This window comes from Paraflavitalea soli (genome assembly GCF_003555545.1).
Taxonomy (GTDB): Bacteria; Bacteroidota; Bacteroidia; order Chitinophagales; family Chitinophagaceae; genus Paraflavitalea; species Paraflavitalea soli.
Genome location: NZ_CP032157.1, coordinates 8,240,391 through 8,256,513, shown reverse-complemented (window position 1 = coordinate 8,256,513; position 16,123 = coordinate 8,240,391). Strand labels below are relative to the sequence as shown.

Below are 16,123 nucleotides of genomic sequence, written 5' to 3'. Positions count from 1 at the left end.
TGCCGATATTCCCGTATCTTTCGAAAAAACTGACGAACACATGAAAAAATTTCTCGTTCCCACTGATTTCTCCGATACTTCAAAGAATGCGGCCAAATTCGCAGCACAGGCTGTGGCTGGAGTAGCGGATGCGAAGATCATTCTCTACAATGTGTCCGATAAAGTAGCAGCAGGTTCAGATGGTTCCCTGCTTACGGAAAGTGACAATGACAGAAATATCATTCTCGGCAATGCCCTGCTGCAGTTGAAAGAGGAGATCCAGCCCTTTGCCGGTGGCGCGGCCATCGATACGGTATTGGAATATGGCTCCTCCCTGGTAGAAAATATGGAACGCTACGTGCGTCATTACGATATTGATATGGTGATCATGGGTATTACCGGCGCTACCCGCCTGGAGCAGATCTTTATCGGTAGCAATACCCTCGATATGGTGAATACGGCCCTGGTGCCTGTGCTGATCGTTCCGCCCGATGCTGCTTTCCGCCAGATCAAGAACGTAGTATTGGCCAGCGACCTGAAAGATGTGGCCATCACTACCCCTGTAGCGCCCATTAAAGCCGTGTTGGACATCTTCAAACCCACCCTGCACATTGTGAATGTAGACCATGAGCATTATGTAGCGGTGACCGATGAATACAAAGCGGAAGTAGCGATCCTGGAAAGCATGTTGAAGGAATACAAACCCGAATTCTTCTTTATCAGGCAGTATGACTTCCTGGAAGCCATCAGCCAATATACGCAGGACAAGAACATCGATCTTATTATCATCATACCCAAGACAAACTCTTTCCTGGGTGGCATATTCAAGACCAACCATACCAAGAAACTGGCCTACCATAGCCATGTTCCTATTGTTGCAATACATGAGTAATACATATCTTTATTGTATAAAGCGTTCCGTGGCTGACGGAACGCTTTTTTTATTTCGGAGCGGGAATCAGTAATTTCGGTCTATGCTTAATTTCGGCCACCTGGTATTCTTCGAAGTAGCTACCCAGCTGAGCTTTTCCAAAGCGGCAGAAGTATTGTACATCAGTCAGCCTGCCATTACCAAACACATCCAAACACTGGAGAAGCAGTATAAGATCAGCTTGTTTGAGCGCAAGGGTAATTCTGTATCTCTAACTGCCGAAGGGAAAATACTATTGGAATATGTGGTACAGGGCCGTGAGTTGCAAAGGCAACTGGAGTTTGATATCACGGGGCAGAAGAACCTGCACATTGCCAAAGGCTCTCTTACCCTAGGCACCAGCACTACGATTTCCCTCTATGTAATACCGCCGGTTTTCTCCTCCTTTCACCAGCAATATCCGAATATCGATCTCACGCTGGTAAACCGCAATTCGGAAAATATCCTGAAAGCATTACTGGACCATGAGATAGACCTGGCCATTACGCAGGGTAAGAACAATATCAATACGGTTAAATACCAATACTTTCTCACCGATGAGGTGATACCGGTATGCAGTGCCCGCAGTGAACTGGCCAAAAAGAAACTGATCCAGCCAGAAGAGTTGAAAAGAATCCCGGTGGCCTTGCGGGAACGGGGATCGGGGACTTTATCGGCAGTAACGGAAGCATTACAGAAATGCAAGCTCAGTATAGCCGACATTAAACAACGGATCGTATTGGGCGGTACAGAAGCCCTGAAGAACTTCCTGCTCGATGATACCTGCCTGGGATTCCTACCCTTGCGATCTGTAGCGCGGCAGCTGAAGAATGGCGAACTGGTACGGCTCAACATTCCCGGCATCTCCATACAACGTCCCTTTTATTTTGTACAACGCCGTGGTTCGGAAGCCGATCGCATCAATCAGCAGTTTATTAAACTGGCTACCAGCTATTATAATAAAACGACCAGTCGCACAGAATCCAAAAGCAAACATTAACCTTTTTAAGATGAGTCTCCCTGCCGGTCCGCTTTGCAGCGCTGCAGGGAGGCGCACCTTTTACAGCAATCTTCACACATTTACAGGTCATAACTAAAAGTTATAGCGTATAAGCAAATGGTATGGGATACTTATTCCATGAACAATACTTTTGTATTGTCCAAACCCCGGTACCATGCAAACAGTGCAACAATTTACTTCCTTATCGCATCTCTCCTGCTCTCAGTGCGGACAGCAGTACAGTATATTTGAAGTGCACAGTTTTGCAACCTGTTGTAATCAACCGTTGGTAGCCGGTTATGAATTGTCAAATACTTTTTCAAAGTCATCTCTCCGTGGCCGGGTGAGCACCATGTGGCGTTACCGCGAGGTATTGCCGGTTTTTGAACCGGACAATATTGTAAGTCTTGGCGAAGGCATGACGCCTATCCTCACCCCAAAACACCTTCGGTCAAAATATGAGTTGCCTCAATTGTTCATCAAGGATGAATCGGGCAACCCTACCGGCTCTTTTAAAGCACGGGGATTAAGCGCGGCAGTATCCAAAGCCAAAGAAGCAGGTGCGCATAACTGTATTGTTCCTACCGCGGGCAATGCAGGGGGAGCCCTGGCGGCCTATTGTGCAGCTGCCGGCATGAAAGCCATTGTAGTGATGCCATCGCATACACCCCAGGTATTCAAAGATGAATGCCTGTTGTATGGCGCCGAGCTGGTGCTGGTAGACGGCCTGATCAGCGATTGCGCTAAGAAAGTGGCCCAATTAAAACAAACGATAGACTGTTTTGATATTTCTACCCTCAAAGAACCCTGGCGCCTGGAAGGCAAAAAGACCATGGGGTATGAGATAGCCGAACAAATGGATTGGACCCTGCCCGATGTGATCCTCTACCCTACCGGCGGCGGCACCGGGCTGATCGGCATGTGGAAGGCTTTTGCAGAGATGGAGCAGATGGGATGGATCGGCAGTCAGCGTCCTAAAATGATCGCTGTGCAGGCAGCTACCTGTCAGCCTATTGTTCATACCTGGAAAGGGGTACAGCCAAATGCAAAGAACTATACAGGTCGCCCATCCATTGCCAACGGCCTGGCTGTGCCCAATCCATTTGCTGAGAACATGATCCTGCGGGTATTGCGTGAGTCAGGCGGTCTGCCCATTGCCGTGCAGGATGCAGATATGATCAGTGCAGTGAAGGAGATTGCCAAAACAGAAGGTTTGCTGATAGCACCGGAAGGCGGTGCTTTGTGGAAAGCCTTACTGGACCTCATCGACCAGCAAGAGATCCACCGGGGTCAAAAGATATTGATGCTAAACACCGGCTCAGGTTACAAGTATCTGGAGAACATCATCTAAAAAAACCTGACAGGTTTCACAGGACGCTATTGCTTGCCATTGGTCATCAACAAAACAGCGGTGATACCGTTCATCAACGATTGTTTGATTATGGATGTTTTATGTTAAAGGTTGGCCTCCGTGGGAACGGGGGCCTTTTTTTGTTACATTTACCCTTATGAACGATTTGCCATTAAATGCCGGCTACTGGGATGATCTCTACCAGCAACAGCAAACCAATTGGGACATAGGATATGTCTCCACGCCCATCAAAGAATACATTGATCAGCTTGCCCGTAAAGATATGGCCATCCTGATCCCCGGCTGCGGCAATGGGTATGAAGCCGAATACCTGCTGCAACAAGGATTTACCAATATCACGCTGGCAGACATTTCTCCCCTACTCACGGAAAGACTGGCCGATAAGTTCAAGCGCTACCTTCACCGCCAACTAAGCATTATTACAGCAGATTTCTTTACACTGGAAGGTCAATACGATCTCATTATAGAGCAAACTTTCTTTTGTGCCCTGCCGCCTACCCTCCGCGAAGCGTATGTGGCTAAGATGCACAGCCTGCTGAAGCCGGGCGGTAAACTGGTGGGTGTATTGTTTAGCAGGAGCTTTGAAGGAGGCCCTCCTTTTGGCGGTAATATACAGGAGTACATGGATCTGTTTGAACCCACTTTCGCCCTGCAAACATTGGCATCCTGTTACAATTCAATTAAACCCAGGGCGGGATTAGAAGTATTTATTATAGCGCAGAAGGATCAAGCCTAAAGAGGTAGTCTAAAGAGGTGACACCTTTTGTCTGCCACTCAAGGGCAAAGGTGTCACCACTGGTAATTGCATGGCTATACTCCGGGAAACTCAGCCGGATCATGAAAACTGAAGATGGTGATCTCCGGATGGTCCTTCATCAATTGCCTGATGACTTCCAGTGATTGAATGCGCAGTTCATTGTCGTCAGCATTACGTGCCGCCAGTTGTGACACGGGGTGGTCGTCCTGAGCCAATTCCACCCGGTAATAATAAGCATCACCGATATGGAACAACCATCCCTTGCCCATCCTGATCGCCACCCCACAATGTCCCATCGAATGGCCCGGCAATGGCACCAACAATATCTCTGTTTCAAAACCAGTCGCTACTTTCCGCGCTTCCAGGCCAAACCATTTTTCACTGCTTGTATCATAAGTATGGATTGTTGGTCTGTGCGCCAATTGGTGCAGCAGGTAACGGGGATTGCCACTGTAGAAGTTGTCATACTCTTCTTTCCCTACATGCAGTTCCATATCCGGAAAATCTATCACGGCTCCTATATGGTCACAATCAAGGTGGGTAATGATACAATGCCTTACATCCTCCGGGCGAAATCCCAGTTGTTCAATTTGCCGGTAAGCCGTGAGCTGCTCATCAAATTGCAATCCTGCCTTCTCTATCATTTGCGTGCCCAGGCGTCCTTCCGGGTCGCGCGTATCCAGCAGGCCAATGCCCGCATCTATCAGGATGAGCCCTTGTTCATCTTCCAGCAAGAGACAGTGGCCGATGCCTTTGGCGCCCATGGGCGAATCGATGTCTACACAGTTGAGGTGATATATGTTTTTCATACTTTCCTGTTTTAATAGCAGGTAGTACAAAACTAGCAGGCGTTCAGCAGGCAAAATAGAACGGTAGCGACGTTATTGTGGGCAGATCAGCAGGCGGGTGGACGGTATACCTGGGTGGCCGGTTTCCAGCGAGGCAGTCATACTCTCTACCGGCACAGGCTGTTGTTGTTGCAGCAGATCTTTGGGCGTATAACCGGAGAATAACCTGAACTCCCGGATGAAATGTGATTGATCGGCAAAGCCAAGCTCATAACCTATATCGGATAGCTTGCTGAACGATCTTCGGTTGATCGCCTGCAAGGCATGCTGAAATTTTAGTATGCGGATATAGGTTTCAGGTGACACGCCCATATGTTGTTTAAATCGCCGTTGGTATTGGCGCTGCGAGAGGTTGTATTTACCCGACAGTTCACTGCTATGAACAACAGTAATATGTGCGGCTATTTCGTGTACGCTATTTGTAATGATGGCATCTTCCTGTTGTTTGCGGACAATATTCTGCCACAGGCAATCACCCAGCAGCTTTGCTATTTGTAAAGGATCTGCCGTATTCAATAATTGCTCCGTTATTCTCAGGCCAGACAGGTTATCCAATTCGATGAGGGTATTGGTGACTTCGCTGGCGTCCACCTGAAAGAGCGATTTCCACACATGGGGCCGGAAATGTATACCCAAACACGAGGTGCCAGCTTCCATAATGTTGTTTCCTGGTACGGTGGCCTGTCCATAGACGAATGCAAGGGGTAGCTTATGTACGCCTTGCCAGGTGATACCCGAATGTCCATTGTTGTGTTGGAAGATCAGTCCAGGAGCACCATCTGCCAGTACCTGATAGTGTTGCTGCTGTGTGGAAGGTCCGGCATACCAGAAACTCCTGACATGCCTGCTCAGGTGCGGTGGCGGTGGTATGATGGTGATGCCCTTCATGGTTGCAAGGTACGAACTACGAGGCTTTTTCTACTTCCTGGCCCTCTAACAGATCGCTCAGGAAGGAATTGGCTTTTTTGCTTTCTGCCTTGAATGCAAAGGTGAACAACAGGCTGCCCAAAGCAAACATCCCAAAAGGGATTAATACCACCGGTGAAAAACCATGTTGCAATAACTCTCTGATTTGAATAATACCCATTATTAATATACCCAGGCATACGAGGCCTACAATACCTAACCAGAAAAATATGAATACCATCACAAATATTACCGTTCTCATTTTTATGGTAATGCGCGTCTTGCCGAGGTATGTATCAATACGCCCTTTGATCACCGGCAAAAAAGAGTTCCTGTAATTGATCACCCTGCTGATCTCAAAACTATCACTGGTCATTTTTCCTTCGTAAGGCTTACCTGTATTACCGGATAGCCTATTATTGTTTCTGATACCTTGACGGGATTCAATATTGGCTTCCAGTCTGGCCCGGACTTCCGTAATGCTTAGTTTTGCTTCTAAGGTATAACTTTCAAAAGGCAGGTATTTGAGCGAGTTCATACTGAGTAGCTTTAAAATCAGACATCACATTCTTTAGGTTATGGAACACAACGTATGGATCGATAATGGCTTCCAGGTCAACATACATCTTCTCCGGAGTACCGGCATCACTATAAGATATTTCCCCGGTAAACAATTTTATTGAACCGGCGCCATAATATCGTTCAATGGAATTGATGTCTACCGTTATCTCCACCACATTTTCAAATTCAATTACTTTGATCTTTTTCCCCCGGAAGCCATGCCGCATAAGGATCCGTTTATTGGTATAAGCATAGCAGATATGCCTCACGTACAATCGCCGCTGTATAAATTCAAAAGTGGAAAATACCATGACCGCTACCCCCATCAAATATACTCCCAGGACCGGGGCCTGTTGCGATGCATTGTGGTAAAGCAGGAAGCCGCCTAATAAAAAGAAACAAATAAAGAATACCCCGAACCCTGCAGCCAGATAAGGCAACTTCAGCGGTTTTTCTATCCATAGTATCTTTTCATCGCTGTCTAATACCTGGTCAAATCCGGGTGAAGGGTCGGTATTGGGTATCATGGTTCAGATAGGGTAAGTGAAGGCCTTGAATACATTGCTCCATGAAAATTAATAAATACTCGCCACAAGTGCAATAGGATCACAAATAAATGATATACAACTTATTGCAGATCGGTGAAGGAAGTACCAAGGTTGCCCCATCCTTGTGTGAGCTATGTGTAAAGTGCGCTTTAACCTACATGGATGGTACAAGGTTCACACATGGTTGAGGCCAGGTTGGGAGTACCGAATTCGTGCTTCTCAAGTGCGCCTTTACCTGCCTGGATAAGCGAAGGATAAGGCCAGGGATAAGTGGAGCCCGGCATTTTGCCCGGCATTTGAAACCTGGTTTCCTTTTTAGCCCTTCTATCCGTTGGCTGGCATCAATCTATTTATTAATTTAAAGCAGCATATGTCTTATGGCCAGATTTAATTGCATACCACCTGTTACAGGCACTATTGGTCCTGTTTGCATCTACCAGATGTATGGCAGGTATTTTATGCGCACCCGCAGCTCCCTCACTGGCAAGCGGGTGAAGAAGGACCCTGCCTTCCGCAAGACGATGCTATATGCCGCCCTGCTGGGCAAGGCCTCCCGCATCGGATCGAAAATATATGCAGCGCTGCCGGCAGAAAGGAAACGACATACCCTCTACCGCAAACTCACCGGCGAAGCCATGACCTGGTTGAAATATGAATGGAAAGAAGAAGAAATTATCACTTACCTGTTAAAACAATATGGCCAGCCCGTTATTAAGCTGCAGCAGGAACCTAAAGTGGTGGCGTTGAGAGCTCCTTTCGGCCATAAATCACAGCGATTAAGGGACCGTAAGGGACGATCGGTTGAACCAATCAAAGAGAAGAAACTTCCACTTTCGCTAGCGCTATACCGTCTCCATGACCGCGCATTCCGACGGCAATATAATCAGTCGCTCACTACTTATCCCTGGAGTGAATATGTGATGACGTGACCTTAGACGAAAAAAGCCGTCGGGTTGGACGGCTCTGATAAAAAATATACAAGATTGTACCTATTTAATCTTAGACAATCCTTTTAGATCCTTTTTAGATTTGCTGGCTTTTATGTACCGTATGGTCTGTTCAATGTCCTTTTTGATCTGGGCATTTGTCCGCTTCTCCTGGGTTCCAACGAACCCAATTTCATCCAGTCCGTAATATTGCTTTTTATCAGCCACTTAGACAATTTTTGTAGTACGAATTTACTAATTTTTTGGCAGAATCGCCTGAAATACACATCCGATCTTTGAATATCAGCGTCGCGCCTAACGTATCAATATAATGCTGAATCAGTTGCGTTTTAGCCCTGAATCCTACAAAACCTTCAAAGCCTAAATCAAAGCTCATTTTACAGGCAAAAGCTACCAGATTACCAGGTACGCCTATGTATTTTTTCGATTTACCGTAATTATGTGGAGCAGTTTCTATCAGGTGCAATTCTATGTAGTTTTCAATAATTTGCAAGCTGATCATACCTTGAATTGTCCTATCTCCTTGTACTAATATCTTATATAACTGCCGATCCTTATTTTTCAATTCGTCCTTCCAGTTAAATCGCCATCCGTTTTTTTTGAGAACAACTCTAAAATCAGTTAGCAATATAGGGACAACATCAGTATCATGGCTCGTTCCAGTCAATGCATCTTCAATACTATTGGTTATTTTGTCAATAAGAAAGGAGTGCTTATGTTCTCTCAATAGGGTATTTTAAATGTTTATTTCAGCAACATTCAAATAACAAAAGCAGTATCTACGGGAATAAATAATTAAACTCGATGAATACTCGCTATGTCCTATTATTATAACAAATAAACGGCCAAAGCATACTAACGAAATAGCAAATATTTTTTAACAATACTACCCTTCCTTCACCACCTGCTTCTTCGCCGGACAAAAAGGCTGCAGCACAAGACTAAACAAAATCACAGCCAATGCCCCGATCACATTCAGCCAAAGGAAGGAAACGATCTTCAAAAAGTATACGGTGAGCACGACTACTTCCGCCAGGGCAGCGGCAGTAAATACAGCATGACCTCCTACCCGCTTCAGCCAGAATGCTACGAGGAAGATACCCAAAATAGGTCCGTAGAATAAGGAGCCCAGGATATTCACCGCTTCGATCAAACTATTGCCCAGGTTGTAAGCAAATTGGGCCATGATGATGCACACAATGCCCCATAACAAAGTATATCGTTTAGACCATTTATACTCTTGCAAGGGGGTAATGGGGCGCTTTGTAAGCCGTTTATGGTAGTCCACCATCGTAGAAGATGCCAGTGAGTTGAGCGCCGGTGCAATGCTGCCCCAGGCAGCCAGGAATATAATGGCGATGATCAGTCCCACCAGGCCATTGGGCAAAGTATCACCTACAAAACGAAGGAAGATATAATTGGTATCATTGCCATCACTACCGGGATTGGCTTTCCTGATAATGGCTTTCACAGAATCACGCTGGCGTTTGGCTGCTACTTCATGCAATTGCAGCTCTTCGCGGTACCGGCTGATGGCAGTCTCATCATTCACTTTGATGGCTGCTGCCAGCTCACCAAGAGTACCGCGTTTTTCTTCCTGCAATTGCTGGTATTGGGTTTCTGCAGCGATGTATTCGCCTGCATATTTGCCCGACTTAGCATTACGCTCTTCGGCCAGGTTGAAATAAGCAGGTGTTTTATGAAACTGGTAAAAGGAGAAAATGAAAATCCCGATCAGCAGAATGCCAAACTGCAAGGGCACTTTCACCACACCATTCAGCAAGAGGCCAAGTTTACTTTCTCCCTCACTGCGGGCAGTAAGATAGCGGCCCACCTGGCTTTGATCGGTACCAAAATAACTGAGGGTAAGGAATAAGCCGCCGATCACCCCACTCCAGATATTGAAACGGTCTTTCCAGTCAAAACCATTTTCTGTAAAGCCGGAAGTGATCACATTCAACTTGCCCGATTTACCGCTGATGTGCAGGGCTTCACTGACCCCTACTCCTTCGGGCAACATTCTGATGGCCCACCAGGCAGCCGCAAACATGGCGGCATAGATCACCACAAATTGTAACTGCTGGGTATACGCCACAGCTTTAGCGCCGCCCGTAGTAGTATAGATCAGGAGCAGGCCGCCCATGAAGATATTGGTAATGGTAAGGTCCCAGCCCAGCATGCTATGCAGCACAAGTGCCGGCGCAATGATGCTGATACCGGTAGACAAACTGCGCGACAACATAAACAACAGGGAGGTGAGCAACCTGGTTTTGAGGTCAAAGCGCTGCTCCAGGAATTCATAGGCGGTATATACTTTCAGCCGGCGGAATATGGGCACAAAGAAGATACAGACCACCACCATGGCCAGGGGCAAACCAAAATAATATTGTACAAAACGCATCCCATCGGTGTAGGCCTGGCCGGGCGCCGACAAAAAGGTGACTGCACTCGCCTGAGTGCCCATAATGCTCAACATCACGATCCACCACGGCGTTTGCCGGTCATTGAGGAAGTAACCATCCAGGTCTTTGGTCGCACGGCTCTTATACACCCCATAGAGTATAATGCACAGCAAGGTGACCGCTAATACGATCCAGTCTAACCGGGAAAAGTTCATGCGTAATGTTTGATAAACAAGTAAAACAATAGGATCAGCAAGGCCAAAAAGCCAATGACGAGCCAGTACCAGTGGCCCCACTTTCTGAATACAGGTACTTTTTCATTTGAAGATGCTGACATATTGTTGGGCAATCGTTATCGTTTTTTACTAGACAAGATCATCAGTACCATTAATCCCAGTATCGCGCCGATGGCTATACCAACAGTAGCTTTCCTGATCAGCTTACCAATTATAAGACCCGCCACAATTGCTACCACCAGGGCTACCTGCCCCTTTGCTCTCGAAGGTGCACTCATTTAAAATCCTTTCTTTTTGTTCAATGCAATGATATTGGCCAGCAACCGGTAGGCGCCCGGAATACCAGCCGGCAGCTCCCGGAAAAATACCAGTCCCGTGTACACAAACTTACCCTTGCCATAATCTGCAATGACGAGGCTATTGTTCAAAGGCTGCTCACCCGGATCAGCCATGGACAAAGGTGATTTATAGGCCGAATCCAGTTGCTCGGGGAAATAGATACCGCGTTCCTGTATCCAGCCATCAAAATCTTTCTCCGTGATCTTATTGGGGTAATTCAACACCGGGTGCTCAGGTAAAAGAAAACTTACTTTGGCTTTCTCATCTGTAATGCGGTTGCGGGAAATATTGAAGGGATAGGGCCCGATGCGGCTCTTCACCGTACTGATCAGGTTGTTGGTATTGTACTGGATGATGAGGTTGCCGCCATTCTTCACGTAATCCATCAGCACATCGTATTTGGCAAACATGAAATCGTGTACATTATAAGCACGCACACCGGTCATCACCGCATCCAGCTGCTTCAATACAGCCGGTGTAATATCTTTTTCTTTTAGTACCACTACTTCATAGCCCATTTGCTCCAAGGCAGCAGGTACTTTATCGCCAGCACCTTCAATATAACCGATCCGCTTGCCGGCTGTCTTCAGGTCTATATTCAGTACTTTCACCGCATCCTGGTAGAAATAATGGATCGGAGGGATATGGTCATACTCGATGCTGGTCATATTCAGCCAGGCAGGCTGCTCTTCTTTGCCGTTCTTCAATTCTACAAAGGCCTGCACATTGTCCTGCTCCAACCCTTTCAGCATACCATTATTGATGGTAAAATAATAAGGCTTGCTCAACCCTTTGATGAGGGAGAAATTGGTATCGGTTACGATCGAATTATCATTCTTCAGTCTTTTGGAAACCTTGGCCGTATAGTGATCAAATGTTTTATTGGCGGTCACCTTTAGCAGAATATCCTGCGTGGCTTTTTCTCCTTTATGGAAGATCACAATACCGGGGTCGGTGCTCACAGTAGCGGAAGGCACTACTACCAGCGGCCTGTACAACTCCCCTTTTACCGGATCGGTAAATTTATATTGTACGGCTCTTGTAAAGGTAAAAGGCTCTCCTTCTATTGTTATTTCAATAGTTGCCTGGTAAGAAGGAATACTTTCCGGACGACCAATAAAGGTTTGCTCATTTACAGTGAAAGAACCTTCACTCATTTTGTGTTCCAGCCAGTAGGGTTGTGTTACCGGCTTGGTAGTAAATACATAAATGGGCCTGGTGAATACCGTGTTGGTATTGGCAGCCAGGGGCTTGTTGAAAGTAGAATCAAAAACATCCAGGGTAAAGCGCACCAATTGTGCATTAGCCCCCAACCGATTGTTGATGGCAGCCAACACGCGCATGGTATCGCCCTGCACTACAAACTCAGTAGCCGAGGTAACATCCATCCACAAGCCACTGCAGCGTTCTACCAGTTGCTGTACTTCCTGCAATTTCTGGTTGCGCCAATAGCCTTCCGGCAGGCTGCGGATGTCTTTATATAAGCTCACCAATGCCGGCACAGAACGTTCGGGATGGAGCAATGAATAGTTGTTGAGGACCTCATCGATCTTAGCGTCAATAGGAGCGCCTTTTTCTACTGCCGACCAGCTCATGTTGACATCATCCATAATGTCCGTCTTTGCAGGGGCACCTTCCACGGGTGTAAAATACTCCCAGGCCACTCCCCTGCTGGCGGGTACACCAAAACCCTGGCTCTTGTGCTGGCTCCTGCTTTCGGCTGCTACTTCGCCATATCCTTTTCCCAGTACGGCGTTGTAACCGCCAACATCTATTTTCAGTTGATCGTTGGACGTGGTATTGTTGCCGCCGAAGTTGAAGGTGTTCCACATAATCCGTTTCGCTTTCCAGGGTTTTACACCCAGCTTCAATTGCTCGGGAAAAGCAGTGGGATCGGCAGCCAGGCGGAAAGCCTCATGCGCCAGTACAGCTGAACCGGAGTGATGACCATGGCCCGCACGGGCATCTTCCGGAAAACGGGTAATGATCACATCGGGCTGAAAGCGACGGATCACCCATACCACATCCGACAATATTTTTTCCTTACCCCAGGTAGCCAGTGCTTCATCGGTGCTTTTGCTGAATCCAAAATCAAAAGCACGGGAGAAGAATTGTTCTGCTCCATCTATACGGCGGGCAGCCAATAGCTCCTGCGTACGGATGAGCCCCAGGTCAATACCCTGTTCATCCCCAATGAGGTTTTGTCCACCATCGCCACGGGTCAATGACATGTAACCAGTACGGTACAGGCGGTCCTTCGACAGGTAGGCCAGTAAACGGGTATTCTCATCATCGGGGTGAGCGGCAATGTATAATACAGAACCCAGTACTTTCAGCTTTTTGATCTGCAGGTAAATATCTCCGGCAGTATAGGCAGGCGGCGTTTGCGCCGGCAGCGTGACGGTATTCAGTAAGAGCAGTAAAGAAAAGAAAGCTTGTTTGGAGTAAAAAATTCGCATCATGGAACAGCTTGGTTTTACAACGATTGGCCAAAGTAAGCAAAAGCGGGGCAGTATACTGCCCCGTTGGTATAAATTTAACGATTACTGATGTAGAATTTAGGATTTAGGATTCTTTGTCTCTAAATCGCAATACATAGGCAACTGCCTGCATTTTCAGCCTGCCTGAACCACGTAGTACAATTCTGAGAGTAGTAGAATTCTAAATACTACATCCTACATCCGGAATTACTGCCCCACTAAGAATACCGCATTACAGAACAGGAGCTTGCCATTTTCCCAGAAGTTCCTGAACAGCGGATTATCAGCCAGGTACACTACAGATCCCCTCCCATAATCCTGCACTCCAAATAAGACGCCATCCTTCAGTTTTTCTTTCAGTCTGGCGCCCACAAATCCAGCCACCTGGTTGTCTTTTTTAATGATCCCTACATTCCAGTTGCCATCTTTGAAAAATTCGTAGATATTATCGTCCTGCTTGAGGGTGTAGTAGAAATTGTCGTACCCAAAAGCCAGGGGGTGAGAATTGTCCAGTTCCACCTTGAAAATAGAGCCGGGGTTGAAGCCGGGCAGGTAGTCACGCTCGCGATTCTCATACCGCTTCAGCATGCTGTAATCATCTTTCTTCTCATCCTTCTTATCGTCTTTTTTGTCTTCCTTTTGCTTGATACCCCATTCAGCCCTTGACAATTGCGATACGGCGCCCTCGATAGCAATGATCTTACCGCCATTGCTTACCCATTCCTTCAGGTTATCGTTCATGGCCTTATCACCAAACAGGCGATAATTACCATCGGGCAGGATCAAGACATCCGTTTGCTTCAATACATTTCCATTCAGGTCGCTGGTCCATACTATATTGACAGGATAACCCAGTTCCTTTTCCAGGAAATGCCATACTTCACCCATACCGAGGGAAGAAACTCCATCACCCGCCAACAAGGTTACTTTAGGTGCATTGATGATGCGCACTTTGCCGGAGCCGAAGTCAAACCCTTTCTCTACATAGCCAGACCCGATAGCATAGCAATGTACATTGGTCAAAGTGGAAGCATCCGCTACAATAGTATGCAGCGATTCACCCAAAGCCGCATTGCTGGTACGGGCAATGAGCAAGGTGCCCCGCTCAAATTGCTCGCCTGCTGCCGTAAAAGGTTCTTCCGAAAAACGCACTTTCACTTTCTTCTTCAGCAACTCAGCCAGGAAACGGGCGCTGTGCAGACCGTTCCAGCGAACGGCATAAGCCAGCGAAGCCTTCCCTTGCGGCGGCGCTACAATAGAAAGTTCTTTGGTAGTAGCAGTCACGTAGGCATTGAGACCATAAGTGTTGAGCCCGTATACAAAAGGCAATGACCAGGCGGTAATATCATAGGTGGCCGAGTCGGATAATTTAGAGGTTCTTTCAAACAACACATCGACCAGGTTGGCATTGGGCTGGTTGGCATTGATCACAATATCTCCCTGTACGGTTTTAAATGCTTCTGATTTGGCAGTAAAATAGTTGAGCCCCGTGTAGGTAGCAGCATTGGCATAACTCCAGTCAATACCGTTCCTGCTGAGCATTTTCTTTAAACGGGTCAGTTTATCACCTGCATCGGCTTTTACCACATAGGCTTTGAACTCTCCGGGAGGCGAGGTACGCGCCTTGTCATAATACTTCTTAAACTCACCCACCAGTTTACCGGCATTTTGTGAGCTCACTTCAATAGTGGCCATGCCGGTGGTAAAATGGTGGTACAGGCGGTCCCACAGTGTGAGGGTATCGCCATCTTCATTGATCACAGCTGCGCCGCCACGGCTATGACCGCCTTGTTCGTAGGTCATACCAATTGCTCCCCGGTAAATGGGATAGGTATCACCATAGCTGGGATAGAAAAGATCAAAGCGTTCTTTGGTGAAGAACAACCAGCCATTCTCATCAAAATATTTCGCATTGTTCTTACCGATCAATACCTGGAATTCTCTTTGCCAGGGCGTAATGACCTCATGAAAAGGTTCAGCAGCAGGCGCAAAATAATAGGGTTCATTGTATCCCTGCTCGTGGTAATCAACATGTATCTGCGGTAACCACTGGCTGTATTTGGCCAGCCGCTGTTGCGATTCTACCTGTGTTTGCCAGGCCCAGTCGCGGTTAAGGTCAAAATTGTAATGATTGGAGCGCCCCCCGGGCCAGGGTTCACTGTGCTCGCGTGTAAAAGGTTGTGCATTGGGCGTAAGACCTACCACACTGTTGAACCAGTTGACATAGCGGTCGCGGCCATCGGGATTGATACAGGGGTCAATAATGATCACTGTATTCTTCAGCCACTCTTTGGTTTTGGCATTGGCCGGGTTGACCAGTTCATACAAGGTAAGCATGGCGGCTTCAGAAGAAGAAGTTTCATTGCCATGCACATTGTAGCTCAGCCATACAATGGCCGGTCCTTTTTCATCGGGCGCGGCTTTATCGTTGGCTATGCCTGCCAGGCGCAGGTTGTTGAGCCTGATCTGTTCCAGGCGCGCCAGGTTGTCGGGCAAAGCGATATAGGCCAGCAATAAGGGGCGGCCCTCATTGGTACGGCCATATTCTTCCAGCTTCACCATATTGGAAGCCGTAGCGGCTATTTCCTTAAAATAATTGACCACATTGTAATGCGGGGTATAGCGGGTTCCGATCTTGTATCCCAGGAACTGTTCGGGCGATTTTACCTGGGTATATCCAATCATTGCAGCAGAGACTAAGAGCCATAAGGCCAGGGCTTTCTTCATGATATGTACGTATAAGCCATGAAAATAAGGAACAATTTTGAATGTAGAATTTAGGATTTAGGAGGATCTGAAATCCTACATCCGGAATAAAAAAGGCATCCCCGTGTGCGG

The 16,123-nt window shown here is 47.1% G+C and carries 15 protein-coding genes; 5 read left to right on the top strand and 10 right to left on the bottom strand.

Annotated elements, in window-relative coordinates; translation table 11 throughout:
* Positions 1-40 precede the first annotated feature (40 nt).
* The 4 genes from D3H65_RS31915 (at position 41) to D3H65_RS31900 (ending at position 3,997) form a co-directional block, all read left to right on the top strand.
* Entirely contained in the window at positions 41-871 is an 831-nt protein-coding gene (locus D3H65_RS31915; RefSeq protein ID WP_162915913.1) for a universal stress protein, read from the top strand.
* Between the two features lie 82 nt (positions 872-953).
* Positions 954-1,889 carry a LysR substrate-binding domain-containing protein gene (locus tag D3H65_RS31910; RefSeq protein WP_119054191.1) on the top strand — a complete coding sequence of 312 codons (936 nt, stop codon included), beginning with the start codon at positions 954-956 and terminating at the stop codon, positions 1,887-1,889.
* A gap of 175 nt (positions 1,890-2,064) precedes the next feature.
* Complete coding sequence (locus D3H65_RS31905) at positions 2,065-3,240, top strand: threonine synthase (RefSeq protein WP_119054190.1); 1,176 nt, start codon at positions 2,065-2,067, stop codon at positions 3,238-3,240.
* Between the two features lie 157 nt (positions 3,241-3,397).
* Positions 3,398-3,997 carry a methyltransferase domain-containing protein gene (locus D3H65_RS31900; RefSeq protein ID WP_119054733.1) on the top strand — a complete coding sequence of 200 codons (600 nt, stop codon included), beginning with the start codon at positions 3,398-3,400 and terminating at the stop codon, positions 3,995-3,997.
* A 74-nt stretch (positions 3,998-4,071) separates the two neighbouring features.
* Here D3H65_RS31900 and D3H65_RS31895 read toward each other — a convergent pair whose 3' ends face one another.
* From D3H65_RS31895 to D3H65_RS33115, 5 genes are all read right to left on the bottom strand, one after another.
* Positions 4,072-4,827 (bottom strand): MBL fold metallo-hydrolase, encoded by a 756-nt coding sequence (locus D3H65_RS31895; RefSeq protein ID WP_119054189.1) that lies wholly within the window; start codon positions 4,825-4,827, stop codon positions 4,072-4,074.
* Between the two features lie 72 nt (positions 4,828-4,899).
* Entirely contained in the window at positions 4,900-5,754 is an 855-nt protein-coding gene (locus D3H65_RS31890) for a response regulator transcription factor (RefSeq protein WP_119054188.1), read from the bottom strand.
* 16 nt (positions 5,755-5,770) lie between these two features.
* Positions 5,771-6,310, bottom strand: a complete 540-nt coding sequence (locus D3H65_RS31885; protein ID WP_119054187.1) for a hypothetical protein — start codon at positions 6,308-6,310, stop codon at positions 5,771-5,773.
* Positions 6,282-6,860, bottom strand: a complete 579-nt coding sequence (locus tag D3H65_RS31880) for a PH domain-containing protein (RefSeq protein WP_119054186.1) — start codon at positions 6,858-6,860, stop codon at positions 6,282-6,284. The genes D3H65_RS31885 and D3H65_RS31880 overlap by 29 nt, the downstream gene beginning before the upstream one ends.
* A gap of 170 nt (positions 6,861-7,030) precedes the next feature.
* On the bottom strand, positions 7,031-7,177 hold the full coding sequence (locus D3H65_RS33115; RefSeq protein ID WP_162915912.1) for a hypothetical protein: 147 nt from the start codon (positions 7,175-7,177) through the stop codon (positions 7,031-7,033).
* Positions 7,178-7,258: 81 nt separating this feature from the next.
* On the opposite strand from D3H65_RS33115, the gene D3H65_RS31875 reads away from it, so the two are divergent.
* Positions 7,259-7,810: a hypothetical protein gene (locus D3H65_RS31875; RefSeq protein WP_162915911.1), complete on the top strand. Its 552-nt coding sequence runs from the start codon at positions 7,259-7,261 to the stop codon at positions 7,808-7,810.
* 217 nt (positions 7,811-8,027) lie between these two features.
* On the opposite strand, the gene D3H65_RS31870 is transcribed toward D3H65_RS31875, so the two are convergent.
* From D3H65_RS31870 to D3H65_RS31855, 5 genes are all read right to left on the bottom strand, one after another.
* Positions 8,028-8,555, bottom strand: coding sequence for a hypothetical protein (locus tag D3H65_RS31870; protein WP_119054184.1), 528 nt, complete (start codon positions 8,553-8,555; stop codon positions 8,028-8,030).
* A gap of 159 nt (positions 8,556-8,714) precedes the next feature.
* Positions 8,715-10,445, bottom strand: coding sequence for a sodium:solute symporter (locus D3H65_RS31865; protein ID WP_119054183.1), 1,731 nt, complete (start codon positions 10,443-10,445; stop codon positions 8,715-8,717).
* Positions 10,446-10,582: 137 nt separating this feature from the next.
* Positions 10,583-10,744, bottom strand: a complete 162-nt coding sequence (locus tag D3H65_RS33110; protein ID WP_162915910.1) for a hypothetical protein — start codon at positions 10,742-10,744, stop codon at positions 10,583-10,585.
* The gene (locus D3H65_RS31860; protein ID WP_245999639.1) at positions 10,745-13,267 is read right to left on the bottom strand and encodes a PIG-L family deacetylase; all 2,523 of its coding nucleotides are present in this window, start codon (positions 13,265-13,267) and stop codon (positions 10,745-10,747) included.
* A 225-nt stretch (positions 13,268-13,492) separates the two neighbouring features.
* Positions 13,493-16,012: a M14 family metallopeptidase gene (locus D3H65_RS31855; protein ID WP_119054182.1), complete on the bottom strand. Its 2,520-nt coding sequence runs from the start codon at positions 16,010-16,012 to the stop codon at positions 13,493-13,495.
* Between the last annotated feature and the right edge of the window lie 111 nt (positions 16,013-16,123).

What these genes read in the sequence shown, in the direction of transcription:
- D3H65_RS31885 (WP_119054187.1), bottom strand. Translation starts at nt 6,310, where the DNA reads ATGAACTCGCTCAAATACCTGCCTTTTGAAAGTTATACCTTAGAAGCA.
- D3H65_RS31865 (WP_119054183.1), bottom strand. Translation starts at nt 10,445, where the DNA reads ATGAACTTTTCCCGGTTAGACTGGATCGTATTAGCGGTCACCTTGCTG.
- D3H65_RS33115 (WP_162915912.1), bottom strand. Translation starts at nt 7,177, where the DNA reads ATGCCGGGCAAAATGCCGGGCTCCACTTATCCCTGGCCTTATCCTTCG.
- D3H65_RS31860 (WP_245999639.1), bottom strand. Translation starts at nt 13,267, where the DNA reads ATGATGCGAATTTTTTACTCCAAACAAGCTTTCTTTTCTTTACTGCTC.
- D3H65_RS31905 (WP_119054190.1), top strand. Translation starts at nt 2,065, where the DNA reads ATGCAAACAGTGCAACAATTTACTTCCTTATCGCATCTCTCCTGCTCT.
- D3H65_RS31880 (WP_119054186.1), bottom strand. Translation starts at nt 6,860, where the DNA reads ATGATACCCAATACCGACCCTTCACCCGGATTTGACCAGGTATTAGAC.
- D3H65_RS31895 (WP_119054189.1), bottom strand. Translation starts at nt 4,827, where the DNA reads ATGAAAAACATATATCACCTCAACTGTGTAGACATCGATTCGCCCATG.
- D3H65_RS31855 (WP_119054182.1), bottom strand. Translation starts at nt 16,012, where the DNA reads ATGAAGAAAGCCCTGGCCTTATGGCTCTTAGTCTCTGCTGCAATGATT.
- D3H65_RS31890 (WP_119054188.1), bottom strand. Translation starts at nt 5,754, where the DNA reads ATGAAGGGCATCACCATCATACCACCGCCACCGCACCTGAGCAGGCAT.
- D3H65_RS31915 (WP_162915913.1), top strand. Translation starts at nt 41, where the DNA reads ATGAAAAAATTTCTCGTTCCCACTGATTTCTCCGATACTTCAAAGAAT.
- D3H65_RS33110 (WP_162915910.1), bottom strand. Translation starts at nt 10,744, where the DNA reads ATGAGTGCACCTTCGAGAGCAAAGGGGCAGGTAGCCCTGGTGGTAGCA.
- D3H65_RS31875 (WP_162915911.1), top strand. Translation starts at nt 7,259, where the DNA reads ATGGCCAGATTTAATTGCATACCACCTGTTACAGGCACTATTGGTCCT.
- D3H65_RS31910 (WP_119054191.1), top strand. Translation starts at nt 954, where the DNA reads ATGCTTAATTTCGGCCACCTGGTATTCTTCGAAGTAGCTACCCAGCTG.
- D3H65_RS31900 (WP_119054733.1), top strand. Translation starts at nt 3,398, where the DNA reads ATGAACGATTTGCCATTAAATGCCGGCTACTGGGATGATCTCTACCAG.